Annotated in this window: 24 protein-coding genes; 16 read left to right on the top strand and 8 right to left on the bottom strand. The window is 44.7% G+C overall.

Annotated features, from left to right (window positions below):
- Positions 1 to 2 precede the first annotated feature (2 nt).
- The 6 genes from KCTCHS21_RS10840 to KCTCHS21_RS10865 all read left to right on the top strand — a co-directional run bounded on the left by KCTCHS21_RS10840 (position 3) and on the right by KCTCHS21_RS10865 (position 6,542).
- Positions 3 to 1,163, top strand: a complete 1,161-nt coding sequence (locus KCTCHS21_RS10840) for an FAD-dependent oxidoreductase (RefSeq protein ID WP_130607596.1) — start codon at positions 3 to 5, stop codon at positions 1,161 to 1,163.
- Positions 1,164 to 1,250: 87 nt separating this feature from the next.
- Positions 1,251 to 1,964, top strand: a complete 714-nt coding sequence (locus tag KCTCHS21_RS10845; RefSeq protein WP_232058160.1) for an MBL fold metallo-hydrolase — start codon at positions 1,251 to 1,253, stop codon at positions 1,962 to 1,964.
- A 54-nt stretch (positions 1,965 to 2,018) separates the two neighbouring features.
- Positions 2,019 to 2,699 (top strand): TetR/AcrR family transcriptional regulator, encoded by a 681-nt coding sequence (locus tag KCTCHS21_RS10850; protein WP_130607600.1) that lies wholly within the window; start codon positions 2,019 to 2,021, stop codon positions 2,697 to 2,699.
- Positions 2,700 to 2,902: 203 nt separating this feature from the next.
- Positions 2,903 to 3,358 carry a DUF2269 family protein gene (locus tag KCTCHS21_RS10855; protein WP_130607602.1) on the top strand — a complete coding sequence of 152 codons (456 nt, stop codon included), beginning with the start codon at positions 2,903 to 2,905 and terminating at the stop codon, positions 3,356 to 3,358.
- A gap of 45 nt (positions 3,359 to 3,403) precedes the next feature.
- The gene (locus KCTCHS21_RS10860) at positions 3,404 to 4,681 is read left to right on the top strand and encodes a cupredoxin domain-containing protein (protein WP_162309312.1); all 1,278 of its coding nucleotides are present in this window, start codon (positions 3,404 to 3,406) and stop codon (positions 4,679 to 4,681) included.
- Between the two features lie 91 nt (positions 4,682 to 4,772).
- Positions 4,773 to 6,542 (top strand): stalk domain-containing protein, encoded by a 1,770-nt coding sequence (locus KCTCHS21_RS10865; protein ID WP_130607606.1) that lies wholly within the window; start codon positions 4,773 to 4,775, stop codon positions 6,540 to 6,542.
- Positions 6,543 to 6,886: 344 nt separating this feature from the next.
- On the opposite strand, the gene KCTCHS21_RS10870 is transcribed toward KCTCHS21_RS10865, so the two are convergent.
- A complete protein-coding gene (locus KCTCHS21_RS10870; protein ID WP_130607608.1) occupies positions 6,887 to 7,465 on the bottom strand; it encodes a manganese efflux pump in 579 nt (192 codons plus the stop codon).
- A 404-nt stretch (positions 7,466 to 7,869) separates the two neighbouring features.
- On the opposite strand from KCTCHS21_RS10870, the gene KCTCHS21_RS10875 reads away from it, so the two are divergent.
- Positions 7,870 to 8,328: a tautomerase family protein gene (locus tag KCTCHS21_RS10875; protein WP_130607610.1), complete on the top strand. Its 459-nt coding sequence runs from the start codon at positions 7,870 to 7,872 to the stop codon at positions 8,326 to 8,328.
- Positions 8,329 to 8,428: 100 nt separating this feature from the next.
- On the opposite strand, the gene KCTCHS21_RS10880 is transcribed toward KCTCHS21_RS10875, so the two are convergent.
- Positions 8,429 to 9,007 (bottom strand): TetR/AcrR family transcriptional regulator, encoded by a 579-nt coding sequence (locus KCTCHS21_RS10880; protein ID WP_130607612.1) that lies wholly within the window; start codon positions 9,005 to 9,007, stop codon positions 8,429 to 8,431.
- A gap of 273 nt (positions 9,008 to 9,280) precedes the next feature.
- On the opposite strand from KCTCHS21_RS10880, the gene KCTCHS21_RS10885 reads away from it, so the two are divergent.
- Together KCTCHS21_RS10885 and KCTCHS21_RS10890 are read left to right on the top strand one after the other, a co-directional pair.
- Positions 9,281 to 9,634, top strand: coding sequence for a winged helix-turn-helix transcriptional regulator (locus KCTCHS21_RS10885; RefSeq protein ID WP_130607614.1), 354 nt, complete (start codon positions 9,281 to 9,283; stop codon positions 9,632 to 9,634).
- A 181-nt stretch (positions 9,635 to 9,815) separates the two neighbouring features.
- Positions 9,816 to 10,343, top strand: coding sequence for an NAD(P)H-dependent oxidoreductase (locus KCTCHS21_RS10890; protein ID WP_130607616.1), 528 nt, complete (start codon positions 9,816 to 9,818; stop codon positions 10,341 to 10,343).
- 75 nt (positions 10,344 to 10,418) lie between these two features.
- On the opposite strand, the gene KCTCHS21_RS10895 is transcribed toward KCTCHS21_RS10890, so the two are convergent.
- On the bottom strand, positions 10,419 to 10,997 hold the full coding sequence (locus KCTCHS21_RS10895; RefSeq protein WP_130607618.1) for an SCO family protein: 579 nt from the start codon (positions 10,995 to 10,997) through the stop codon (positions 10,419 to 10,421).
- Positions 10,998 to 11,086: 89 nt separating this feature from the next.
- Positions 11,087 to 11,449, bottom strand: coding sequence for a c-type cytochrome (locus tag KCTCHS21_RS10900; protein ID WP_157994017.1), 363 nt, complete (start codon positions 11,447 to 11,449; stop codon positions 11,087 to 11,089).
- 230 nt (positions 11,450 to 11,679) lie between these two features.
- On the opposite strand from KCTCHS21_RS10900, the gene KCTCHS21_RS10905 reads away from it, so the two are divergent.
- From KCTCHS21_RS10905 to KCTCHS21_RS10930, 6 genes are all read left to right on the top strand, one after another.
- Positions 11,680 to 13,083, top strand: a complete 1,404-nt coding sequence (locus tag KCTCHS21_RS10905) for a cytochrome ubiquinol oxidase subunit I (RefSeq protein WP_130607622.1) — start codon at positions 11,680 to 11,682, stop codon at positions 13,081 to 13,083.
- Positions 13,070 to 14,083, top strand: coding sequence for a cytochrome d ubiquinol oxidase subunit II (gene cydB, locus KCTCHS21_RS10910; protein ID WP_179952669.1), 1,014 nt, complete (start codon positions 13,070 to 13,072; stop codon positions 14,081 to 14,083). The genes KCTCHS21_RS10905 and cydB overlap by 14 nt, the downstream gene beginning before the upstream one ends.
- The gene (gene cydD / locus KCTCHS21_RS10915; protein ID WP_130607624.1) at positions 14,083 to 15,846 is read left to right on the top strand and encodes a thiol reductant ABC exporter subunit CydD; all 1,764 of its coding nucleotides are present in this window, start codon (positions 14,083 to 14,085) and stop codon (positions 15,844 to 15,846) included. The genes cydB and cydD overlap by 1 nt, the downstream gene beginning before the upstream one ends.
- Positions 15,827 to 17,569, top strand: coding sequence for a thiol reductant ABC exporter subunit CydC (gene cydC, locus KCTCHS21_RS10920; RefSeq protein ID WP_130607626.1), 1,743 nt, complete (start codon positions 15,827 to 15,829; stop codon positions 17,567 to 17,569). Before cydD ends, cydC begins: the two co-directional genes overlap by 20 nt.
- Positions 17,570 to 17,634: 65 nt before the next feature.
- Positions 17,635 to 18,285, top strand: a complete 651-nt coding sequence (locus KCTCHS21_RS10925; protein WP_408621800.1) for a response regulator — start codon at positions 17,635 to 17,637, stop codon at positions 18,283 to 18,285.
- A 650-nt stretch (positions 18,286 to 18,935) separates the two neighbouring features.
- On the top strand, positions 18,936 to 19,472 hold the full coding sequence (locus KCTCHS21_RS10930; protein WP_130607628.1) for a hypothetical protein: 537 nt from the start codon (positions 18,936 to 18,938) through the stop codon (positions 19,470 to 19,472).
- A gap of 64 nt (positions 19,473 to 19,536) precedes the next feature.
- On the opposite strand, the gene KCTCHS21_RS10935 is transcribed toward KCTCHS21_RS10930, so the two are convergent.
- On the bottom strand, positions 19,537 to 20,436 hold the full coding sequence (locus KCTCHS21_RS10935) for a LysR family transcriptional regulator (RefSeq protein ID WP_130607630.1): 900 nt from the start codon (positions 20,434 to 20,436) through the stop codon (positions 19,537 to 19,539).
- Positions 20,437 to 20,638: 202 nt separating this feature from the next.
- Here KCTCHS21_RS10935 and KCTCHS21_RS10940 point away from each other — a divergent pair, with 202 nt between their 5' ends.
- Complete coding sequence (locus KCTCHS21_RS10940; RefSeq protein WP_408621802.1) at positions 20,639 to 22,048, top strand: MDR family MFS transporter; 1,410 nt, start codon at positions 20,639 to 20,641, stop codon at positions 22,046 to 22,048.
- 44 nt (positions 22,049 to 22,092) lie between these two features.
- Here the strand turns inward: KCTCHS21_RS10940 and KCTCHS21_RS10945 are convergent, their stop codons facing one another.
- The 3 genes from KCTCHS21_RS10945 to KCTCHS21_RS10955 are packed head-to-tail and all read right to left on the bottom strand — an operon-like array spanning position 22,093 to position 25,322.
- Positions 22,093 to 23,307, bottom strand: a complete 1,215-nt coding sequence (locus tag KCTCHS21_RS10945) for a CynX/NimT family MFS transporter (RefSeq protein ID WP_130607634.1) — start codon at positions 23,305 to 23,307, stop codon at positions 22,093 to 22,095.
- Positions 23,288 to 24,637: a sensor histidine kinase gene (locus KCTCHS21_RS10950; RefSeq protein WP_197726519.1), complete on the bottom strand. Its 1,350-nt coding sequence runs from the start codon at positions 24,635 to 24,637 to the stop codon at positions 23,288 to 23,290. Before KCTCHS21_RS10950 ends, KCTCHS21_RS10945 begins: the two co-directional genes overlap by 20 nt.
- A complete protein-coding gene (locus KCTCHS21_RS10955) occupies positions 24,612 to 25,322 on the bottom strand; it encodes a response regulator transcription factor (protein WP_130607636.1) in 711 nt (236 codons plus the stop codon). Before KCTCHS21_RS10955 ends, KCTCHS21_RS10950 begins: the two co-directional genes overlap by 26 nt.
- Between the last annotated feature and the right edge of the window lie 16 nt (positions 25,323 to 25,338).

Consider the following 25,338-nt stretch of genomic DNA (forward strand, 5'->3'; position numbering starts at 1 on the left):
AAATGAACAATCTATCGAAACGAATTGCTATTATCGGCGCAGGACCTGGTGGACTTACACTTGCCCGTGTGTTACAAGAGGCTGGGTATAACCCTGTTGTATATGAAGGCGAAGCTTCTCGTAATGAGCGTCAGCAGGGAGGAACACTCGATCTAGAAACGGATTCCGGTCAAAAAGCGTTGCAATTAGCCGGACTGCTCGAATCGTTTTACCAAGTATGCCGGTTTGAAGGGCAAAGCACCAAAATCGTTGATAAGAGCGGCAAGGTCTATCAAGATGACACGGCGGATGAAGTTCCCGGTGAAGATCATTATTCTCGTCCCGAGATTGACCGCACTGTCCTCCGCGACTTATTGCTTGATTCACTGCGGCCAGATACGATTCAATGGGGATACAAATGTTTGGAAGCGACCCCTGTTGATGATCACCGATTTGAACTTCATTTTGAGAACGGAAAGACGGATGTCGTTGACCTGGTCGTGGCAGCAGATGGGGCATTCTCCCGCATTCGGCCGTTGGTGAGCGAGGAAAAGGCGGAATATTCCGGTGTCAGTATGATCGAACTGAACATTTTGGATGCGGCGAATGAGTCTCCAGAGCTTACTGCTTATAACGGCCCGGGTACTGTTTATGCATTGGATGACCATAAAGGAATCATGGCACAGATGAATGGAGACGGGCGGATTCGTGTGTATTTAGGCTTTCAAGCAGGACGCGATTTTTTGGAGAGCTTGGATATTCCATACGACGAGCCGGAGAAAGCGAAGCCTAAGCTGGTAGCCTTGTTTGCGGACTGGGCGGATGAGCTGCAAAAGTATATTACTAGTGCAAATGATGTCATCACGCCAAGGCGAATTTATATGTTACCCGTATCTCATACATGGGAGAGCAGAGCGGGTGTTACATTGATCGGAGACGCCGCGCATCTCATGTCGCCATTTGCCGGCGCCGGCGCCAATTTGGCGATGCTGGATGGTGCTGAGCTTGCGCTTTCCATAATTAACAATGACGATCTCGATACGGCTGTCCGGCAGTATGAACTGAAAATGTTCGAATACGCTGGAGCCACAGCAGCGGAAACGAAGGAGAACATGGAGCTCTTCTTTTCCGACAACGCCGCTGCTAGGCTGGGTGAGTTAATGAATTCCTTTGCAGAGCAATAATCGTTCATTAACCTTGTACGAAGAGGAGGGAAGCTGGCAGCATGCCCTGTGAAATAATTGCGGTTGCCGCCAGCGAAAAAAATGACAATGAAAACAAAATTGACAGCACTCAGCTTGAGTGTGCCTGTGCCTGGGATGCCCGGCGGAGGGCTATGGACCATTACGCCAACGTTGATCTCATCAGGAGATACCCATTACCTAGTTGATACGGGAATGCCGGGGATGATGGAAGATTTGGTAGCACAGCTGTCGTCTAACGGCGTTTCGCTGGAGATGCTGACTGGCATTATTATCACCCATCAAGACATCGATCATATCGGTAATCTCTCACGGATACTGGAGATAAATTCGCGAATCAAGGTTTTTGCTCATTCTGACGATGCACCTTATATTGAAGGAAAGATTCCGCTGCTCAAGCCTCTGCCCAAAATGATTGAAGCGTTCGGGGCTAACTTCTCAAGAAACGGTAATCGCATCGATCATTCGGTTGCTGATGGTGAACAATTAGATGTCGCCGGAAGATTCATAGTCATCCATACGCCAGGGCATACTGCCGGCCATATCAGTCTTTATCATCCAGATAGCAAGACGCTGATCGCTGGCGATGCGATGGTCGTTCGGGGCGATCAGTTACTAGGACCGAATGAAGCGCAAACGCCCGATTTGCCAGAAGCTTACCGTTCACTAGCGAAATTGACCTCATATGATATTCAGAAGATTATTTGTTTTCATGGCGGCATATTTGACACGGACGCCAACCAATGGATTTCCAAGCTCGCTTCGCATGTAGAGGATGACTAAATTGCTTGCTGGATTTGATTTTACTAATAAGAGCAAACATGGTATAAGAAAACTATGAACAATACTAATCGTACCATTATCAGCCGTCGTGCTCGGCCCGCGAAGGAGCCGCTCAGTCAGGAAGCCATTGTCGAACAAGCATTTCTTTTGTTAAGAGAGGAGGGTATCTCGGGTCTTACTATGCGTAAGGTGGCCAAAGCCTTAGACACCGGGGCGTCCTCACTTTATGTTTATGTAAAGGATTTGCAGGAATTAAGCTCCTATGTGCTGGACTATGGCCTGGCCAATGTCGAATTATCCGATTCGGATGACGGGACATGGAAGAGCAACCTGTTTGCAGCTCTTATCTCTTACCAGCAAGTGCTCTATAAGGACCCCGGTATAGCCGAGCTTGCCTTGACAACGATGCCACTTGGTCCCCATTCAATGGCTCTATCGGAGTACTTGCTGAAGCAGTTAACGGCCAGTGGCATCCAGCCCGTATCAGCAGCCTGGGGGATGGATTTGTTATTGATGCACGTTGCTTCCTCTGCTTTTGAGCATGTCTCGTGGTCCAAAAATGAGAAACGATCGTTCACGTTGATGAAAGAAGCTTATTTAGCTGCTGACGCTTCGCGGTTCCCGTTCATCCATTCGTATAAGAACGATTTGTTTTCCGGCGATGCTTCGAAGAATGAGCGTTTTCTTTGGGGCTTGGAGGCTATTTTGCAGGGGATATTAAAGCTGGATCATTGAATGGTTAACAAAAAGTGTTCAACCTATCGCAAGAAGACAAGCCTCTTTAAGACGAGCTTGTCTTCTTTTTATTTTCCTCAATAAGAATGAAGGTATACCAAAGTCGACCATTACTATACCTTCGGATAATAGGATGCGCGAAAAAGAGATGGTATTGTAAGGGTTATCATATGAAAGGCTTGGAGAAAGGAGGGAATATGGTAATGAAGTGGTTGGTGTTGGTTCATGTGTTATCGGCGCTTATCGGGATCGGTCCTACATTTTTCGGACACGTGCTGCTCAGAAACAACCAAACGCTAGAACAATTGAGGCACTCCATGAAGCTGGCAGGCAGGCTAGATTTTTTTCCGAAAATTGGGGGCACCATTGCGGTAATAACAGGTATTTTGCTCATTTGTCTAAACGACTACGGTCCTGTTACGCAGCTATGGCTGATCGGATCGCTTGTGCTCTATGTTCTGATTCAAATCGTCGTTATCGGGTTTATGGCTCCAACGCAAAAACGTCTCGCAAAATGGGTGTTTGATGCCTCGAACTTGAGCAAAGTCGAGCTTCCGCAGGAGCAGAGGGCCATTCTCTCAAGAGCGAATTCACTGTATTATGTTGCGTCAGCAATGGGCTTGTTATTATTTGTGTTTATGATTATTAAACCTAATTAATCGAGAAAATGAAGTGGAATAATTCCATTTATGAGGAGATTTGAAATGAAGAAAACTGCAACTGTATTGTTACTTACTTTTACCGCTGTTTGGATGTTAATAAGCTCCGTATTTGCCGCTGATAATGCAGCGACACCAGACACTTGGCAAGTGTCCGTTGGTAAAGAAACCCCGGCTGCTTCACTTGATTCCATGTTCCCTAAAGTCATATTTATTCATGAAGGAGATAAAGTCGTATTCACGAACGGTGCTATTGCAACCCCGCATACCGTAACGTTCCTAGCCGGCCAAACGCCTCTTACGACTCAAGATCCAACTCACGCGATTCCCACTGAACCAAGTGGTGGAAGCTGGGATGGCAAGGCGCTGCTGAACTCAGGCATTTTGGTTCCAAAGCAATCCTATGAAGTTACCTTTACGACTAGCGGGGCTTATTCCTATTATTGCGTACTCCATCCAATGATGGTCGGTACGGTAGTCGTGCTGCCGAAGGGCCAGCCGATTCCTTCGAAAGTAGAGCAAGCCGCAGCCGCAAAGGCACAGGAAAATGATCTGATATTCCAAGCGAGCTTGCTGGAAGGTTCTCATGAAGCCCAATATGCAGTAAACAAAGATGGTTCTTTGACCTATAAGATAGCACTTGGTTCGGGAAATTCCACTTTCTCTCATAACCGCATGGTCCCTGAGACGGTAATTGTAAACCAAGGAGATTCTATTACCTGGACCAACCTTAGCCCTTATGAGCCCCACTTTGTTACCTTTAACAAGCCCGCAGACCTGAATTTCTTCACAGAAAAAGGCGAGTTCAATCCTAAGTTTATGCCGCCGTCTGGCGCCAAGGAGTTTAACGGCACTGGCTTCACCAATTCGGGTATTCTCTTGAACACGCAGTCGTATAATCTGAAATTTACGAAGGTGGGAACCTTTACTTATGAATGCTACTTGCATTCGGGTTCCAAGATGAGGGGCACCGTAGTTGTTATTCCAAAGGGTGCAATCAAGCTGGTAGTAAACGGCAATGCAATTGCTAATTCTGCAGGCGCACAATGGAAAAATGAAGATCTGAACGTCGATGTTGTGTCCTTCACCAAAGCTTTGGGCGGTAAGCTCGTAATCGATAAAAAAACCAATAAATATACGATCACAGCAAACGGAAAATCGGTTGGAACGGTTGGAACTACGCTAAAAGGCACAGTGTATGTTTCTGCAGAAAAAATCGTACATGGTTTGGGTGGAACTTATACCTGGAATGGAGCAACACAATCCTTAACGGTTACGGTCGGTGCAAAAGCCGCTGCTGCTTCTACTAGTCACTCGCATTAAAGCTTGATGCTTATAAATTTCATACGACAATAGAAAGGGAGTTTAATGACTCCCTTTCTATTCATTTTTACCCCTCGAGAGGAAGAATACGATGATTAACAATACCTTTTTACAGCGTGGAATGAAAAAGCTTTTACTGGCGACATGGGTCATGACGATTATTTTAGCTATTCCTTTGTCCTCCGCAGCAGCCGAACCCACAACGATAAAGAAATTTCAGCTCTATGCGACCGATGGCTATATGACGCTGCCTGATGGTGTCCAATTATATATTTGGGGGTATAGCTTTACGAACGAGCCTGGGAGCGCGACCTTTCCCGCCCCTGCATTGGAAGTGAACGAAGGGGATCAGGTTGAAATTACCCTTACGAACATCGGACCCAAGAAATCGGGAATTAAACGGCTTGCCCATACGATTCATTTTCACGGATTGGATACCGACCAGCAGAACGACGGAGTTCCACATACTTCACCAGCTATTCAAGTTGGGGGAAGCTTCAAATACCAATTTACGGCCAAGCATGCGGGCTCTTATTTTTATCATTGCCATGTAGATACGATTGAGCATTTGCAAATGGGGATGTATGGAGCATTCATTGTGAAAGCCAAGAACGGCATTAATCAAGCTTGGACGGGTGGTCCGTCCTTTGATAAAGACTATGTGTTAGTGGTAAACGAAATCGATCCTGTATGGCATAAAGCGGTAGAGGAAGGAAAGCCGTATGACAGGACGGATTTCCGCCCTAAATACTGGACGATCAACGGTAAAGCTTACCCGGATACAGAAAAAGACCCCACGAGCTATATTGATGGAGTAGTCGGAGAGACAGTCCTCGTTCGGTTGATCAATTCGGGGTACGAGCCGCACAGCTTTCATATGCATGGCTATCACTTTCAGATCATTGCTTCAGATGGCAGGCCGCTGCCTGAGCCAGTGACGAAAGATACCGTATTGATCGGGCCCGGCGAGAGGTATGACCTTCTCGTTACCTTCGATCAGTCGGGGATGTTCCCTTTCCACAGCCATAATATCGTGGACAATACGAATAACGGCACATATCCTGGTGGTTTACACACGATGATCGATGTCAAGGAAAATACGCCTGATTCTTCGCCTATGCTGATGACCATTCGTTTGAAAGCGGGTCGTAATTCGGTAACGGTGAACGGCGAGTCCATGCAGCTACCTCATTCGCCTGTCGTGTTGAAAGGAACAACCTATATTCCCGCCCGGTTTATCGGGGAGATGTTAGGTGCAGAGGTGAAATGGCTGCCAAAGGAGAAGTCGATTATTTATGCAACGGATAAAACGACGATTCAGTTATGGGTGAACAGCAGCCAGGCTAAAGTGAACGGCAGACTTGTTTCCTTGCTCGCTCCTCCCAAGGAGATCAAGGGAACAACAATGGTGCCTCTCCGTTTTATTGCCGACCAATTAGGAGCAAAGCTCAGTAAGGATAGCAAGACGGGAGAGATCATCTTTACGGGGGCGATGAGTGCTGCACCAGCGCCGTCACACCAATCTCATACCGAGGGGGGAACCTCGGGCGGTGAGACCAACGGGAACAGCGAGAACAGCGGTACGGACAGTGTGGATCAGCCAACGAACTCCGATCCGTTGACCGTCAATATCACCACCTCTTTCATGCCTACGAAGCTGACGATCAAGAAGGGGCAAACTGTCAAATGGGTGAATAAGGATACACAAATCCATACGGTTTACGATCTTGAGGACAAATTCAATAGTCCCAACATCCTTCCTAATGCCGAATTTTCTTATACCTTTAAGGAAACGGGAACTTACACGTATTATTGCTCCACCCATCCGAGCATGGTGGGAGAAATTACTGTGACTGACTAGTTCTTGCTATGTCTATCGATTATAGTTTTTGCGGGGAAGTATCTCCTTACGGTTGTTTGCTCCACCCCGTAAAGTGAAGATAAGCTTTGTAGTCAATTCCGATTACTTTACGGGGACCCCGGGTTGAGATCGTGAAATCTGAATGGGTAAACTCGTAACAAGGAAATTTCACGATCTCAAAGACAAACGCTTCGCTCCTACAGGAGATACTTCCCCTCTTTTTCTCATCGATTACGGTTAGTAAAAATACAAAAAGAAACCTCTCTTTGTTAAATGGAAGTGTCGAGCAACCATTTAAGAGATGAGGTTTCTTTGTACATTCAGGCGATTAACGATGTGGCTACTCAGTCTACAAACGCCAAGTAAGCAACCAGCAATAACAATACTCCACTGATAAGTGTTCCAAATTGTCCAACATTGAATTTTCCGATGCGGATATGACTCATTTTTGCTCCAAAGACAACACCAGCCCAAACCGTTACAAAGCTACCTATTGCAGCTAATACGGATAATAAGAGTGGCGAAAATCCAAGCAGACCTGCTCCAATTCCATTCGTTAAAGCATTTGCCGAAAGAGCGACTCCTAGAACAATGGACTCAAGCAAACTAATACTTATAACCTGGTCTGACATGGCGATTCCTTGCGCCTGGTTTTTTCGTGGAACGGCCAACAAAATAATACGAAGACCAATAATGACCAAGATGAAGGCACTAAGTACCACGGGAAATATCCCAGGTAGTATTTTGGAAATCCACATCCCGAAATAGATACCGCACACGCTGAAGAGAACACAAATTACCGAAATCAACATGTTTGAATAATGACTGATGCGGATATTACGTATGCCATAAGACAATCCTACACCCAAATTATCAATGCTCGATGAAAATGTTAAAGCTGCAATAATAAGCCATGATGCCATAATACTCAACACCTCCAAAGTTTTAATTTATCTCAAAGCATTATATTAGGTATGTTGAAGAAAGTGCTTGCCCTTAACTAATTTTGTTGAAAAAAATGAAACATTCGAATTCATTCCGTTGAGGTTCTTTAAGTGGGGCACTTAATGTGTTGATATTTCATCAACGTTTTGATGAATAAATGGCACACCTCCTCAACAGTTGAATAAAGTGTTAGAAAATCTAAGACTTTCATTCAGCTTAGGGCGGAGGCCATAATATGGAGTATGTTAAAGCTTTCTTTGAATAATGGAAAAATCTAATCCTAACCCGGATTAGATTTTTTTTGCTCATTGACTATGACGACCGTCATAATATATGATTATGACGGTCATCATAATTGTGTTCAGAAAAAGGAGAATTAACTATGCCAATGATCGATGTGTACACACCAGAAAATCTCTTCCCTGCAGATGCAGAAAAGGAATTAGGAACAGCTTTGGCTCATGCCGTTCTTAGGGCAGAAGGCGTTGCTTCACCTAGTCCATTTCATCTGGACAATACAGCAGTTTTTATTCATCGGCTTAAAGCAACGGACATTCATACTGGAAGTACAAACTCAGCGAATAATGTACGAATACAAATTATTACACCACCTGGTGCACTTAATCGGGAGGGACAGAAGCAAATTACGAAGGAAGCGACAGAAATTGTCGCGCGGATTTCTGGTGATGAGACGCTTTTCAAGCGTACCTGGGTCATACTTACCGAAGCTTCCGAAGGTGGGTGGGGATTGCAGGGAACCGCTTTTGGGGTTGAAGAATTTAGTGCGCTGGCCGCTCGTGCAGCCGCTGCTAAGGCGGCACAAGAAGCCATAAAGGAGTAAGGGATTCAAATAAAATATCGTGGCCTGTAAAACTGCGTGTTCCTTTATGGAACTGTAGAGATTACAGGCTATGTTTCTTTTAGAGCAGGAGAGACCTACATTATTTGGTTTCCTGATGTGGGTTAGATACGCTCTTTATCATTATAAGTAATTGCTCCGCTACCATATCGAACGTATCGAACGATTTTTGCGCTCGACTGATGGCTACTGCGCCCTCGCAGGAAGCGATAATGACATTCGCTAGCCCCTTTGCTTTTGCTAGGTCCAGACCACCAGCATTAAGCAGTGCGGTTAAATGGTCACTCCATTGCTGGAACACAGCTGCGGCTTGTTCCAACAAGTCTGACGAGTCCGATTCTACAGTCACCGCAAGCACAGAGCAGCCCATTTCAAAATTAGAGTGACTTAACAGCATTCTCCATAGCGAGATGAACTTCTCAGCGACGATTTCAGCGGGTTGACCTTCAAGGGTGTTTAGAAAGCTTATAGCACGTTTTCCAGCTAGTTCAACTGCTTCTTTGACAAGCTGATCTTTACCTTCAGGAAAGTGGTGGTAGATTGAACCTCTAGGTGCTCCAGTGGCTTTCATAATTTCAGTAAATGAGGCGGCATGCACCCCTCGTTGGCCGAGGAGCTTTACGGCACCTTCGATCATTAGCTCTCGAGATTTTAGAGTCATATTTACACCTTCCTATTGCCTAAGCGCATCTGGCTTACAAGATTCTATAGTAACGATTGTACATTTCAAATATGCAAACGTACAGATAAAAGCTCGTAAATTTGCTCTCGTGGCAGTTTGCGAGTTTTTTATATGTAATTGCAATCTCTACGCTACCTATCTCCAAACTAGGCTGTTCGCTTTACTTCTCAGCTGTTGGATTGTAGAATTCAATTAATCATATGTAAATTATGCGCATTTACTTCATATACTTACCAAAAAGGGAGTGTACTTGTGAACACCGAGAATTGCGTTACAACTGACCTGAATCTTAAAAACACAGGCTTTGGATACACTTTATCACTAATAGGTGGTAAATATAAAATAGTTATTATTTATTGGTTAGCGGAACATAAAGTTATGCGGCACAATGAGCTCAAAAGATGTATAGGAACGATTTCATTCAAAACGTTAAGCATTATGCTCAAAGAACTTGAAGCTGACGGTATCATTCACCGTGAGGAGTATCCGCAAATTCCTCCCAAGGTGGAATATTCATTGTCTGAAAGGGGACGCTCCCTTGTCCCTGTACTCGATATGATGTGTCAGTGGGGAGAAAATAATCGTCCAGTCCTCGCGTTTAAGTAACCTTTTATTTATATTGACTCACCTATGCGACCCCGAGCAGGTCGCTTTTTTTATTCTCATATCATCAATAACACTCTCTTATACGTTCATTACTTACCTAAATGTGCGTACTTACTTAATTAAAGTTTGTAATATATACTCGATCTCAGAAGAAAAATAGATAAAGAGAGTGGTTGATTCCATGAAAACATTAATCGTTGCTGCACATCCAACTATAGAAAGTTCATTTATTCACAAAAGATGGTTGGAAGAGCTGAGGAAGTATCCGGAAGAGTTTACGGTTCATGAGTTATATAAAGAATATCCTGATGAAAAGATCGATGTTAAGAGGGAACAAGAGCTGGTCGATGCTCATGATCATTTAATTTTACAGTTCCCCATTTTCTGGTTTAATTCCCCACCGTTTCTTAAGAAATGGTTAGACGATGTATTTTTAAGTGGATGGGCTTTCGGTAAGGGTGGAGACAAGCTAAAGGATAAGAAAATCAGTTTTGCTGTTTCTGCTGGCATTAAATCCGAAGATTTTTCTTCCACGGGCAAATATAAGTACACTTTAGAGGAGATATTACGTCCTTTTGAAGTGACTTGCCATTATATTGAAGCAGACTATAGACCGTTCTATGCATTCTATGGAGCGGAGCATAATCCATCAGTTGAAGAAGTTGGCGTAAGTGCTGAAGAATATGTTCAGTTTGTTAGATCTTTGTGATTTCCTGCTTGAGTGAAAATTAAACCTCCAAACATCCATTTTCTTAGTGGGTTTGGAGGTTTTTTTACTTGTCTCTTATGAGTTTTCGTTTTTCTTTTCTGAGAGAAGGGAAACAATATCAGCCATGATCACTTCATTGTTCATTTCATCGCCCATACTGTAAACTTTGCGCACTTTTTGCTCAGAATCAATCAAATTAAGCGAAGTAACGGTATGTACGAATTGACCATCGCCCATATTTTGAACCATAACACCGTATTGCTTGGCAATCTCCTTCGTCGCTTCTTCTTCTCCCCGAAGCACATGCCAGCCGGACATATCCATTTTCATCCTATCCGCGTACTTCTTCAACATTTCAGGTGTATCCTGCTTAGGATCGAAGGTGATTGCGACGAACTGTACTTCATTCCCAAACAAACCTTGCTCCTTTAATTGCTCCTGAAGCTGCACCATTTTATACGTCGTTAGAGGACAGATATCGGGACAGCTTGTAAACATAAACTCCATCAGAACGATTTTGCCCTTGTTATCGCTTGCGTTCACCTGCTGGCCGTCCAAATTCGTTAATGCAAATTCAGGTGCAGACTGTACTACTGGTAACGCGGTTTCTCTATCCTTTGAGCTGTACAAGAAATAAACAATTAGCACTAACATAAGGACAGACAGCAGTAATGGAAAAAAATAGCTCTTTAATTTTGTGCTCAGTGAAGGGCACCTCCTGAATCCATTTCCTTGGTAGGACGTTATTGATGAGATGCTAGCCAGGTTGTGACTGTAATAAGCTCATCCTCAGATAGACGTTTCTCAAAAGAAGGCATTCCTCTTCTACCATTTTTAATCGTTTTGAAAAGCTGCTCTTTCGTCAGAGATGACCCGATGTGGGCTAGCTCAGGTCCGATTGCGCCTTGCAATTCGGCTCCGTGGCATGAAATACACATGCTTTGATAAATCTGTTCGGAAGTCGCGGCATCCACTGCTCGCTCTGGAACGGTAAATGCAGTGCCTTCTTTAGCCTGCTCTTCCTTGTCTGGCAATCCTGTCAACAATAAATAGACTCCAAATATACACGCACAGGCAACCAATCCGGACATCATCCACTTCGACATGTTGTTCCTCCTCACAATTAATTTCATCCTCCATATTAACAAGGGATAATTCCACTCGCTATAGCTCTTAAGAGTCAGACCCGTAGAAATCACATTCACATAGTTGTCATTCGTATGCCACGGATCGGACACGTTAATGACTCGTTGGAGTCATTATTCCCGAAAGGGACTTAGATATAATAATGGCATGAATGTGATTAATTTCACATTAAGAAAGAAGGGATAACGCAATGGATATTGTTGATTTGGCCAGACTCCAATTTGCTCTTACCACCGTTTTACACTTTGTATTTGTTCCTATTTCGATTGGTTTATCGCTGCTTATTGCCATTATGGAAACCTTGTATGTAGTTAAAAAGAATGAGCTGTACAAAAAAATGGCGAGGTTCTGGGGGAATTTTCTCCTTATTAATTTTGCTGTAGGAATCGTAACCGGCATTTTACAGGAATTTCAATTCGGAATGAACTGGTCCGATTTCTCCAGATTTGTCGGAGATGTGTTTGGAGCACCATTGGCTATTGAAGCGCTGCTGGCTTTTTTCCTAGAATCTACTTTTATTGGTTTATGGGTCTTCGGTTGGGAACGATTGTCGAAAAGGGTGCATCTCGCGTGTATGTGGCTAGTATCTATCGGTACGATGCTGTCTGCCCTCTGGATTCTGGCAGCCAACTCGTTCATGCAGCGACCTGTTGGATATGTAATCAATAACGGTCGGGCCGAGATGACGGATATTATGGCATTGCTTACGAATGGGCAGCTGCTATGGGAATTTCCACATACATTGTTTGCAGCATTTGCAACAGGTGCTTTTCTGGTCACAGGAATCAGTGCATGGAAGCTGGTGCGTAAGCAGGAAGTCGCATTTTTCACTTCCTCCTTCAAGATCGGTATAACGGTTGCGCTAATTTCCTCGCTTGCAATTGCGCAGTTTGGGCATGGGCAGGCGCAGTACTTGGTGGAAACGCAGCCGATGAAGATGGCGGCTAGTGAAGGTTTATGGGAAACAAGCGATGATCCAGCTGCATGGACGGTAATTGCCTCAATTAATCCTGAGGATCAGACCAACAGCTATGAATTAAAGATTCCATATATTCTAAGCTTCTTATCTTATAGCAAGTTTTCGGGAGCTGTGCCTGGTATGAAGGATTTGCAGGCAGAATACGAGCAGACATATGGACCGGGCAACTACATTCCACCTGTACGGACGACATTTTGGAGCTTCCGCATTATGATCGCAAGCGGAAGTATGATGATTGTGTTGGGGCTGTACGGTGCATATTTGGCAATCCGTCGAAAGCTCGGAAATCCGAACAAGCTGTTTATGCGACTTATGTTTGCAGCCATTGCTCTGCCGTTCATCGGCAATACGGCAGGATGGGTGATGACGGAAGTGGGACGACAGCCATGGACGGTATTTGGTTTGCTGCGTACGGAGGATTCCGTATCTCTGAATGTGTCTTCAGGGCAGCTGTTGTTTTCAGTCATTTCGTTCACAACGGTCTATCTTCTACTGCTCTGCCTGACAGCATATTTATTCGCTCGTGTTGCCCGTAAAGGTACGATTGAAGAACATCAAGAGCGGGATAAAGACGATCCGTTCGATCAAGGAGATGATTCCATTGCCCTTAAATGAACTGTGGTTTGTGCTGATTGCAGTATTGTTCACCGGTTTTTTCTTTCTGGAAGGGTTTGATTTTGGCGTAGGCATGGCTACCCTTTTACTCCCGCGGAGCGATGGGGAGAAGCGAATCCTGATCAATTCGATTGGTCCATTCTGGGATGCTAATGAGGTATGGCTTATTACAGCGGCAGGTGCGATGTTCGCCGCATTCCCGCATTGGTATGCGACCTTGTTTAGCGGATACTATGTCCTGCTTACCTTCCTATTACTAGCCCTCATTTTTCGTGGAGTGGCCTTTGAATTCCGGGGTAAAGTGGATAAGCAAAGCTGGCGGAAAATGTGGGATGCGGCTATTGTGATCGGGAGCGCCGTGCCTCCATTGTTGTTTGGCTTATTGTTTGCCAGCATGATCAAAGGTGTCCCAATCGGACCCGATATGGAGATGACAGCTGGCTTTACTGATATTGTAAATGGTTATTCGATTGCAGGAGGTGTGACCTTGGTAGGGCTTTGTTTGCTACATGGGTTCACCTTTATCACCCTGAGGGTCGAAGGAGAAATGCGCGTGCAAGCTCGGAGATGGGCTGAAAGGCTTTTACCCATCGTAGCGGGACTCCTGGCTTTATTTACAGGATGGACATTTGTAGTAACGGACCTATTCGAGCATCGTGGCAATATGCTTCTTCCTTTGGTCATCCTCGGTTCGATTGTTTGTGTGCTGGCTGCTATCTTTCTCAGAAAAGGCAGGGAAGGATGGGCTTTCGGCATGACAGGCTCGCTTATTGTTCTCACCTTTGTATCGATGTTCGTTGGCTTGGCTCCGAGATTGATGGTGAGCTCGATTCAAAGTGCTTATGCTTTAACGATTCAGAATGCTGCTTCAAGCGAATATACGCTCAAAGTCATGACGGTAGTTGCAGCAGCGCTACTGCCGTTCGTACTGGCCTACCAGGCATGGAGCTATTTTATCTTTCATAAACGAATTACTAACAAGGATCATCTGGAATACTGATGGACAAAAACTGGTTTCAACTAAAGGGATTCCGTCCCGCTATGCTGCTACTGAGCGGGATGTCTCTCCTTCAGGGAGTGCTGATTGCTTTACAGGCGGTATTGCTGGCCCGGGCTATTGCCTTGTTATTCGAAGGAAAGGCTGTCCATCAATCTTACGATTTCCTTGCCTTGTTCTTACTAGCATTTGGAGCGAGACATACCGTAGTTTGGTTGCAGCGCAAAATTGCCGGTCGTTTCGCAGAAACAGAAAGCATATCGGCAAGGCAGCTACTGGTGGAACAACTGTTCGAACGTGGACCGACCTTTGCTGCTAAGGAAGGAAGCGGAAAGCTAGTTACGCTGGCTCTGGAAGGCATCGACCGATTTCGCAGCTATCTTGAACTGTCAATTCCTCGAACATTGGATATGCTGTTCGTCACATTAATTCTCCTAGTCGTCGTGTATTGTCTTGACGTTGTATCAGGGTTGATTTTGACCGTTGCTATGCCTGTACTGATCGGTTTTTTTATTCTACTTGGCTTGGCAGCCAGAAAAAAGGCGGACAAGCAGTGGCAATCCTACCGTATGCTTTCGCAGCATTTTGTGGATTCCTTGCGCGGACTGGAAACGCTGAAATTTCTAGGGCGTAGCCGTGCGCATGGGAAAACGGTGGAGCAGGTTGCAGATCGTTACCGCATCTCTACAATGCGCACGTTGCGGGTCGCATTCTTGTCTTCTCTCTCACTCGATATGTTCAGCATGCTATCCATAGCATCTGTGGCAGTTGGCTTAGGGCTTCGGCTAATTAACGGCGGGATTGGGCTGGAGGCTGCGTTGGTTGTTTTACTTCTAGCACCAGAATATTTTCTTCCCGTAAGGATGCTTGGGACTGACTATCATGCTTCCCTTGATGGGAAGGAGGCGTGGGACACAATTCGTAAGGTAAGCAGTGAACAACCAGTTCCTGAGTCTCAGGAAACGGAGAGTTATAAGTGTTCGGAGATAGGCTCTGATATTCGCTTAGTACCTATAGAATTGTCCCGTGTGCAGGTGAATGGCGAGGATGGGAAACAGTTGCTCAAAAATATATCGGTGCAACTCAAACCGCATCATAACCTTATCGGCATTGTTGGCGCAAGCGGAGCAGGGAAATCGACGTTGCTTGGTGTACTGGGCGGATTTATTAGACCCGACAGGGGCGAACTTAACCTCGATGCCGTACGAATAGAAGAAAGTAATCAAACAAAAATTCAGCAGCAGATCGCGTATATTCCGCAGCATCCGTATCTTTTTAGTTCGACTCTGTTGGAAAATGTCCGGTTTTATGAACCGGATGCTACGGAGGCGGAGGCAGTTCTGGCTATTGAAATGGCAGGATTAAGCGAGGTTGTAAGGGACCTTCCGCATGGCATCTTTGAAAGGATAGGAGAAGGAGGTCGGGCGCTTAGTGGCGGACAAGCTCAGCGAGTCGCTTTAGCTCGTGCGCTTCTAGGCAAACGGCCGATTATGCTACTGGACGAGCCAACCGCACATCTCGATATTGAGACGGAATGGGAATTAAAGCAAACGATACAGTCGATCTGGCGCGACAAGAGAGTATTTTTGGCGACCCATCGGTTGCATTGGATGAAGGAAATGGATGTCATTTGGGTTCTGCACGAGGGCTGTCTTGTGGAGGTCGGGACGCATGAGGAGCTTGTTGCTCAAAAAGGCGTATACAATGAGCTTTTAATGGCAGGCAGCGGGGGAAGGGGAGGCAATTATGCTGGATACGAGGAATAAAGGTTGGATTGCGCCCTACTGCAGGAAGTATGCCGGGCTTCTCGGAGCTGCAGCATTGCTAGGGATAGCTGCTGTGTTAAGTGCGGCTGCGCTGCTGTTCACATCTGGCTATTTGATCTCTCGATCCGCGTTACGACCGGAAAATGTGCTGATGGTCTATGTCCCGATCGTGCTTGTACGGGCGTTCGGATTCGGAAAAGCTGCCTTGCAGTATGCAGAACGATTGGTTGGGCATCACGCCGTTCTGCGGATTTTGTCGACGATGCGTGCAAGATTATATCGCCAGCTTGAGCCTCAAGCGCTGTGGCTGAGAAGCCGGTTTCGAAGTGGGGATCTGCTGGGGCTTGTAGCCGAGGATATCGAACAATTACAGAACGTGTACCTTCGGATCGTATTGCCTGCCGTGTCTGCGCTGTTTGTTTATGCGTTAAGTATTACTCTATTAGTAAGAATAGATGCTACGTTTGCCGGGTTGATGGCGCTCTATGCAGGATTTTGGCTATTTGTCGTCCCGATCATATCTTTACGGATTTCTGCTTCAAGGAGACGTCACTTCAAACTACTGAAGAAAAGCCATTATCAAGAGCTAACGGATGCGATCTTCGGCTTGGAGGATTGGGTGCTAAGCGGTCGGCTCGGAAAATGGTTAGAAAATTATCGACAACAGCAGGCTGTGACCGCGCAAATCGAAAAAAAGCTGCGCCGCAGAGAGTGGCGTATGCAATGGTTCTCGCGCTGTGCTACAGGAGGAGCAGTCGTTATGCTGGTGATTTGGGCCGGAGGGCTTGCAGATCAAGGTAGAATCGACGTTACCTGGATTGCGGCGCTTGGGCTGGTAGCTTTTCCACTAATGGAGTCGATCGTCCGCGTAACAGAGGTAATGAACAGAATACCGGATTACGAGGATTCCATTGAAAGGCTCAATGAGATCGGGGATATTGTGGAACCGCAGCAAGCAGCTTCGAGTCAGTGTTTGGAAGCTGCTGCGCTAATGCTAGAGAAGCCCCCCATCGATTTAAAGATGGATTCCGTTAATTTTAGTTATCCTGGGGCCCTGAATCCGGCCGTTCATAATCTTTCCTTGCATGTTCCGCAGGGAGGCAAGCTCGCAGTACTCGGTAGAAGCGGCGCTGGAAAGTCCACGCTACTGCACTTAATTTTGGGCGAGCTGCAGCCGGATCAAGGGCAGGTGACGGTCAATGGCCAGTCTATTCAAGAGAACACCGCTCTTTTTTCGGTATTGAACCAGAAGCCCTATTTATTCAATACAACGGTAGCGAACAATATAAGGCTCGGAAGAAGCGAAGCCTCCGATGAGGAAGTCCGTTATGCGGCAGAACAGGTGGGATTGCATGCGATGATTGAATCACTGTCGGGCGGCTACGATACTCGTATGGAGGAAGCAGGCCGACGGTTCTCAGGCGGAGAGCGACAGCGTATTGCGCTGGCGCGTGTCCTTCTGCAGAACCTTCCCATTGTTGTGCTTGATGAGCCGGCTGTTGGTTTGGATCCGATTACTGAAGCCAAGCTACTGGAGACGATATTTCGTGTGCTGAAAGGAAAAACGCTTATCTGGGTTACGCATCATTTGCTTGGTGTAGAGCAAATGGATGAGATCATTTTTATGAATAAAGGTGCTGTGAGTATGCGGGGAACGCATACTGAACTGCTACGTCATCATGAAGCGTATCGGCGGCTGTATGAGCTAGATCATATTGAGTAACTATACGTGATTATGGAGTATGTTGACGTGACTTTGTTATAGATTCAAAAGGGGGACGAACTGTGATTACGTCGAGTTTCCGTGTGCTTATCGTCGATGACAATGATCAGGCGAGGGAAGGTATTCGCACCATCCTCAGCGCAGATCCAGTATTTGAAGTTGTGGCTGAAGGGAAAAGCGGGATGGAGGCTCTTGCTTTAACGGAGCAATGGATGCCGGATTTGATTTTAATGGATATTCGTATGCCTGGGATGGATGGTCTGGAAGCAACGAAACAAGTCAAAGAAAAGTACCCCTATGTGAAAATAGTGATGGTTACGGTTTCGGATGACATTGCTCATTTGTTCGAGGCACTTAAGAAAGGCGCTCAGGGGTATTTGTTGAAAAATTTGACTCCCAAGTCATGGCGCGAATATTTGAAAGCGATCGCTGTAGACGAAGCCCCCATGACAAGGGAGCTGGCTTTTCGAATTCTTAAAGAATTCTCACAAGTCGATAAACCTCCAACAGGATCTGATCCTTTAACCGCACGTGAAAGGGAGATCCTTGGTCTTGTTGCCAAGGGACTGTCAAATCGTGATATTTCTTCAGGATTGGATATATCGGAGCATACGGTAAAAAACCATTTGAAAAACATTCTACAAAAGCTTCATCTGGAAAATCGGGTGCAGCTAGCTCGCTATGCATTCGAGCATGGCTGGATGGGGAAGAAATAAAGCACTGAGGGCTACTAAGGGAGCCGCAAAAACTGGTCCACGGTCGAAATAACGCACTGAGGGCTACTAAGGGAGCCGCAAAAATTCGTCCGCGCTCGAATAACGCACTGAGGGCTACTAAGGGAGCCGCAAAAACTCGTCCTCGGTCGAATAACGCACTGAGGGCTACTAAGGGAGCCGTAAAAACTCGTCCGCGGTCGAATAACGCACTGAGGGCTACTAAGGGAGCCGCAAAAACTCGTTCGCGCTCGAATAACGCACTGAGGGCTACTAAGGAAGCCGCAAAAACTCGTCCGCGGCCGAATAACGCACTGAGGGCTACTAAGGGAGCCGCAAAAACTCGTTCGCGCTCGAATAACGCACTGAGGGCTACTAAGGGAGCCGCAAAAACTCGTCCGCGCTCGAATAACGCACTGAGGGCTACTAAGAGAAGCGAAATCGGCTACCTGCGTCGAAATAACGCACTGAGGGCTACTAAGAGAAGCGAATTCGGCCATCTGCGCCGAAATAACGCAATGGATGTGAAACAATTTTTGCATTTAATTCGTTTATTTACCAAGATAGGAAAGAGTGGGTTGGTTAAAACAGCAATCATTCGGTTGATTTTAGTTTCGTAACAACGTAATTAACTGAACAGGGGATGTTTTGAATTGAGGATTAAAGTGACATTAATTTTAATGTTGTGTCTTTCGTTCACAGCTTTAACTGCTTGCGGGAAAAGAAATACGCCTGAGAATAGTTCAATTGCTCCTGCATCACAAGACAACAGTGAAACGAGCATAATCGAGGTGAAAAAAGAAGAAATAGTAACACAACTCTACTCGATCAATCTAAAGGATTATGACAATGGAGATGTAAGCCTGATTCCTCAATATCATAGGGGAGCAATTGCGCACATAACGCAAGAAAATATTCATTCTTATCACGGAGGGCATCATCCATGGCTCGGAGATTCCGAGTCGTACATTGCAACTGAAGCTTCCAACTTGGTTCCAGACGAATACAAGAGGGAGGATGGAATAAAGATAGAATATCTTAAAGTTTTTAAAAAATCAGACACTCTCGGCATAGCAACAATCAAGTTTAATGACGATTTCTTTTATGAAGTAAAGGTTGAGAGCTCAGATCTTACTGGGGGCATCTTCATAATAACCCAAATTGACCTGCACACGTTTGTAAAGAAATAATAGCAATAAATGATTATGTTAATGATTGATGCCCCTTCACAGATCACTCTGCGGAGGGGCATTCTTAGTCAGCTAGTAAGGCAAAGCTTTTCACGATTTCTGCAAAATTCTCAACCTGTGCAGCCTCATTGCTACGAAGTCGGCAAATAGCGAATTGTATAGTAAACATCGAATCCATCAGCGGAATATAGGTGATGTCATTAGCGAACAGCTTGCTCATGCAGCTGACCACGAGGGCAATTCCAACTCCGGCAGCTACGAGACCGATTACGGCCTGGTCATTGGCGACCTCTTGTACGATATGCGGACTAAAGCCGGCTTGTCGGCACGAGAGGACGAAATAGTCGAACAGAACAGGCGAATTGTTGCGGTTTAGGATGACAAAGGGCTCATTGGCCAAATCAGACAAGATAAGCTCCTTTTTTCCAGACAGGTGATGTTGTTTGGGCAGAGCGACGACGATAGACTCTGTTGAGAAAGGAAGCCAATTCATACTCAATTCACTATGCTTATCGTTCAAATAAACGGAAAAGCCAATATCGATTTCCCCTTGCTGTAGCTTATTCTCCAGCTGGTGGGGATCCAACTCTTGTAACACGATCTCAACTTCGGGATAACGCTCGCGATAAAGGCGAACAGCACTCGGAAGAATACTGTACAGCATAATGCCGAAATAACCGATAGTAAGCCGGCCTCTTCCTCCGCATTCTGCTCGGATCGCTTCATCCACTCCTTTTTGCAAATGCTTGAATACAAGGTGAACCTGCTCTAACAAAGCCTCACCTGCCAAAGTCAATTCAACCTTGCGCGTCGTTCGCTTGAATAATCGAACGCCAAGCTCTCCCTCCAATTGGCCAATCTGATGGCTTACCGATTGCTGAGAGGCATGTAGACGCTCAGCAGCTCGGCCGAAATGCAAGTGATTGGCTACTTCTGCAAAGTATTTAAGCTGCTGAAGCTCCATATTGTTTATCTCCTCATAGGCTTGTATCGTTTATGTATTTCCGTATTATACATTTCTGATTGTTAATCGACAAATTATTAGCTCTTTTTATAGTAAATCATCCTCACCTATACTTTGTTAAGGACAACAAGATATTTCGTATAGGGGGGACAGCAAAGTGATCGCAGGAGGAAGTACACAAGCAAAAGTAGATTTAAGCGCAATAAAGAGAGGCCCTATCATAGTGGCTTTGATCATCGGTGCTTTTGTAGCGATTCTGAATGAAACGCTAATCGGCATTGCATTTCCGGATTTAATGAAGGAGTTTGGGGTAGAAACCTCAACTATTCAATGGCTGTCAACCGTCTATTTGTTGGTTATCGGCATACTAGTTCCAGTGACGGCATTGCTTCAGCAATGGTTTACGACAAGACAGATGTTTTTATCCGCGATGCTTCTATTCCTTGTTGGGACGGTTACATGTGGATTTTCTGGTTCATTTGAGCTTTTGTTAATTGGAAGAATCGTACAAGCAGCAGGAACTGGATTGTTAATTCCTGTCATGATGAACACGATTCTTATCGTGTATCCACCTAATAACCGTGGAGCGGCGATGGGGATGATTGGTCTTGTACTGATGTTTGGTCCGGCAATCGGTCCAACCTTATCTGGGCTCATTATTGATTCGTTGTCATGGCATTGGCTGTTTTTTCTCGTCATACCGTTAGTGTTGCTCTCCATTGTATTTGGTTTTATCTATTTAAGAAATGTTTCTGATATTACAAAACCAAAGGTAGATGTGCTGTCGATCATTCTATCAACCATCGGGTTTGGTGGAATTGTGTTTGGTTTCAGCAAGGCGGGTGAGGTCTCGTGGTCGGAGCAAGAGGTCATCTGGTCAATTGTCGCAGGAGGGGTGTCTATCTTACTATTCATCTGGCGCCAATTGGTTGTTAAGGAGCCGATGATGGATTTGCGGGCCTTCAAGTATCCCATGTTTGCGCTGACGATCGGGCTTATGATTGTAATGACAATGACGTTGTTCTCGACGACAATGATACTGCCCCTATATATGCAAAATGCTTTAATGATGACGGCATTCTCGGCAGGATTGACCTTAATGCCAGGAGGCATCGTTAACGGAATCATGTCTCCAGTGTCAGGCAAGCTCTTCGATAAATTTGGTCCTAGAGTGCTCATCTTACCAGGGCTCATCATAATGGCGATTGCACTCTTTTTCATTTCCGAAGTCGATCTTGATACAACGAAAGGTACATTAATTACGCTGCATGTCATTCTGATGTTCGGAATTTCAATGATTATGATGCCAGCGCAAACGACGGGATTGAATCAGCTACCCAAGAGGTTATATCCTCACGGGACGGCTATCATGAATACGATGCAGCAGGTTTCGGGCGCAATTGGAATGGCATTGTTTATTAGTATTTTTTCAAATGGGACAAAAAAATATTTGCAATCGTCTGTGGATCCTTCAGTGTTGGAGGAATCGGCGAAGGGGCTTGTATTCGGGATGCAGGGGGCTTTCCAAATTGCCTTTTACATTAGTCTCCTTGCTATAGTGCTAGGTATTTTCGTCAAGCGGACCAAAGCGCCAGAAGAAGGACGGAGTTAGGTGTTATACCCTAAAGCCGTCCGAAGGCTTGGGTGGACAAGGGGCTAGTGATCTTCTCCAATTAAACGATTACGCCCAGCAGCGACACCAAACATAAGCATCAGGATGACTATGACAAGAAGTACAATTAGTGGTACATTCCACCCGTTGGTCAAATCATGCAAATAACCGAAGAGTATGGGGCCTAACGCAGCCAGTAGATATCCTACGGATTGAGACATCCCGGATAGCTCGGCTGCGTCTTGTCCGCTTGTTGTTCGTAGTCCGAATAATATCATAGCAAGACTGAATGAACATCCTGAACCAATCCCTATTAAAATCGTCCATAGAAGAACCAGATGATTTCCGGAAAGTAGCCCTCCAATCCCAATGAAGAAAAAGAGAGACGTTATAATCATAAGAGAAATTTGATTTTTCATGCGCCCAGCTAGAATAGGTACGATGAAGGTAACTGGAAGTATAGCGAGCTGCATAAGGGAAAGTGTCCAGCCCGCTAAATCTGAGCTTATTCCTTGAGTTTTGAGAATATCTGGGAGCCATGAAATGACTACATAAAAAAGCATGGATTGAAGCCCCATAAATAGGGTCACTTGCCAAGCGAGAGAGGATTTCCACAAATTCGTACGTTTTTCATTAAGCATGGCTGTTTTCGCTTTTTGTTGCTGGCGTCCCAATTGAGGAATCCAAATGAGAAGGGCTATAACTGCCAATCCCCCCCACAGACTCAAAGCGCCCTTCCAGCCTAAACCTGGTTGATTAGCCAACGGTACACTGATTCCTGATGCAATAGCACCGCTAAGATTCATCGCGACGGAATAAAGGCCAATCATAATTCCGATTTTCAAAGGATACTTTTCTTTGATCAGGCTTGGCATCAATACATTGCAAATGGATATCGCAAGACCCAGAACGACCGTTCCGATTAGCAGTGAACCGATATTCCAAGATGAACGTAATGCAATGCCGATGACCAGCAGGAGTAGCGACCCAAATAGAACCGGTGACATTCCATATCTGCGAGCTAGCTTCGGCGCTAGCGGCGACAATAAAGCAAATGCAATTAAAGGAAGAGTGGTTATTAAGCCTGCTAATGTATTCGAAATGCCTAAATCTTCCCGAATGGTCCCTATTAAAGGACCTACCGAAGTTAAAGGGGCACGTAAATTAGCCGCAATCAAAATAATGCCAAGGAGAAGTAGCCAGCCTGTAGAGTTAGAACCCGCTTTTGTTGAGTTGATTCTAAGTTGCTCGGGTTCCATTTACATTTCCTCCATCTCGATGACCATAACTATTTTTAGGTAAATTAATAAGCACATTGAATTGATCCCCATGAACTTCGATTTTGATATTCCCGCCATGCAGCTCAACAATACTTTTAACAATGGCTAGACCTAGCCCAGAGCCTTCGGTGTGACGTGATTCGTCTGCTCTTTTGAATCGCTCGAACAACTCTTCCGCTGTAAAATCGATCTCATAGGACGTCGTGTTTTGTATTTTGAAGAGAACGCTATCTTCAGATTCATCCAAATAAATAAAAATTCTTGTACCCTGAAGGGAGTATTTTTTGGCGTTGCCGATCAAATTCTCGAATACACGCCAAATTTTATTGCCGTCTAAATTCGCATAAATATGTGACTTAGCTATTCTTTCTCTTACCTCAAGGGAAGAATCATCAAAATTATGGCTAAACTCAGCAATGGCCTGCGTTAGCAATGTAGAAACATCGATATATTGAATATCTAGTTCAATTGCACCGCTGGTCATTTTGGACACTTCGAAAAGGTCTTCAATTAATATTTTGAGCCTTAAAGATTTTCGGTCTAGAACTTCAATATAAGCTTGTGCTTTTTCTGACAGATGCTCTTCCTTCTTTAACAAATCTACGTAGTTAATAATTGAAGTTAGTGGTGTTTTTAAATCATGTGACACATTAGTAACGAGCTCGGTCTTTAATCGCTCGCTTCTCATTTGATTTTCCAACGCATTTTGATATCCAAGCTTCATATTATTAATGTAGCCTGCCAGCTTGGACAGAGGGCCAGACCCAGTTTGTTGAATCGCAAATTGAATGTTTCCTTCGGATATTTTCTTAGTTCCGTGAATGAGCTCAAGGAACCGCCGGAATCTGCTAATGACATAAGGAATGACAAGTAAAACATACAATACCTCATAGAGAATGAGTCCAGCGCTTTCATTACTATTACGATAAGTAACTGATCTCCAGACACAAATCCCTAGTACAGCTGTTAATATGAAAATAATGATTATTCTAAGTGTGACTTTTCTATCGTTTATTCCACCGTTCCACCATTGAAAATAAGATGAAACGATACTTACTCGCCAAAGATCTCGTTTATTAAAGCCATGAGTCAACATGTAAAATCCCTTACTCACAATAATTAAGAAAATAATTGTAGGTATAAAAAAATTTGAGAATCTCTGTATTTGGTATCCTGAGTAATAGCCTGCAATGAAGAAGGGAATATCGGTAAAGTAGATAAAATTCCATAATGCTATCGCGACTAATATGACACTAGCATCAACAGGAATCCGTATGCGTAATTTATTTTTTTTCAATTTTGTATCCAATTCCCCATACCACCTTTAAATATTTTGGATCCTTGGGATTAATCTCAATTTTCTCGCGAATTTTTCTTACATGTACAGCAACGGTATTATCTGAGGCAAAGATGGGCTCATTCCAAACCCTCTCATAAATCTCTTCGATCGAGAATACTTTTCCTTTATTATCCATGAGCAGCTCGAGAATTTTATACTCCTTCGGTGTGAGTCTGACGTCCTCGCCATCGACTTCAACTGTTTTGGAGCTTTTATTCAAGACAAGTCCCCTTACTTGGATGATCTCTTCCTCATTCGTCTGATCATTCATCCGAAAGGCTCCTAAATTAGTAAACCTTCTTAATTGAGATCGAACTCTTGCGACTAGCTCTAACGGATCAAATGGTTTTGTTATATAGTCGTCTGCTCCCACATTGAGTCCGAGAATTTTATCGTTGGCTTCCGACTTGGCCGAAAGCATAATAATCGGTATATTTTTACTTTCTCTAATAATAAAAGTGGTCTTGATACCATCCATTTGTGGCATCATGACGTCCATTATGATCAGATGGATCGTCTCTTTTTCTAATATTTCAAGAGCTTCTGCGCCATTGGAGGCTGTAAAAACGTCGACACTGTCGCTTTTTAAATAAATAACTAATGCTTCTCTTATTTCCAATTCATCGTCCACGATCAGAATGTTACTTTTAGACATTATTATCCACCTTCAT

The sequence above is a fragment of the Cohnella abietis genome (genome assembly GCF_004295585.1).
In the GTDB taxonomy this organism is placed as follows: domain Bacteria; phylum Bacillota; class Bacilli; order Paenibacillales; family Paenibacillaceae; genus Cohnella; species Cohnella abietis.

Coding starts and splice junctions, on each gene's coding strand:
- KCTCHS21_RS10955 (WP_130607636.1), bottom strand. CDS start 25,322: ATGTCTAAAAGTAACATTCTGATCGTGGACGATGAATTGGAAATAAGA.
- KCTCHS21_RS10850 (WP_130607600.1), top strand. CDS start 2,019: ATGAACAATACTAATCGTACCATTATCAGCCGTCGTGCTCGGCCCGCG.
- KCTCHS21_RS10855 (WP_130607602.1), top strand. CDS start 2,903: ATGAAGTGGTTGGTGTTGGTTCATGTGTTATCGGCGCTTATCGGGATC.
- KCTCHS21_RS10865 (WP_130607606.1), top strand. CDS start 4,773: ATGATTAACAATACCTTTTTACAGCGTGGAATGAAAAAGCTTTTACTG.
- KCTCHS21_RS10905 (WP_130607622.1), top strand. CDS start 11,680: ATGGATATTGTTGATTTGGCCAGACTCCAATTTGCTCTTACCACCGTT.
- cydC (WP_130607626.1), top strand. CDS start 15,827: ATGCTGGATACGAGGAATAAAGGTTGGATTGCGCCCTACTGCAGGAAG.
- KCTCHS21_RS10845 (WP_232058160.1), top strand. CDS start 1,251: ATGAAAACAAAATTGACAGCACTCAGCTTGAGTGTGCCTGTGCCTGGG.
- KCTCHS21_RS10860 (WP_162309312.1), top strand. CDS start 3,404: ATGAAGAAAACTGCAACTGTATTGTTACTTACTTTTACCGCTGTTTGG.
- KCTCHS21_RS10895 (WP_130607618.1), bottom strand. CDS start 10,997: ATGTTAGTGCTAATTGTTTATTTCTTGTACAGCTCAAAGGATAGAGAA.
- KCTCHS21_RS10870 (WP_130607608.1), bottom strand. CDS start 7,465: ATGGCATCATGGCTTATTATTGCAGCTTTAACATTTTCATCGAGCATT.
- KCTCHS21_RS10935 (WP_130607630.1), bottom strand. CDS start 20,436: ATGGAGCTTCAGCAGCTTAAATACTTTGCAGAAGTAGCCAATCACTTG.
- KCTCHS21_RS10840 (WP_130607596.1), top strand. CDS start 3: ATGAACAATCTATCGAAACGAATTGCTATTATCGGCGCAGGACCTGGT.
- KCTCHS21_RS10875 (WP_130607610.1), top strand. CDS start 7,870: ATGCCAATGATCGATGTGTACACACCAGAAAATCTCTTCCCTGCAGAT.
- KCTCHS21_RS10900 (WP_157994017.1), bottom strand. CDS start 11,449: ATGTCGAAGTGGATGATGTCCGGATTGGTTGCCTGTGCGTGTATATTT.
- KCTCHS21_RS10880 (WP_130607612.1), bottom strand. CDS start 9,007: ATGACTCTAAAATCTCGAGAGCTAATGATCGAAGGTGCCGTAAAGCTC.
- KCTCHS21_RS10945 (WP_130607634.1), bottom strand. CDS start 23,307: ATGGAACCCGAGCAACTTAGAATCAACTCAACAAAAGCGGGTTCTAAC.
- cydD (WP_130607624.1), top strand. CDS start 14,083: ATGGACAAAAACTGGTTTCAACTAAAGGGATTCCGTCCCGCTATGCTG.
- KCTCHS21_RS10890 (WP_130607616.1), top strand. CDS start 9,816: ATGAAAACATTAATCGTTGCTGCACATCCAACTATAGAAAGTTCATTT.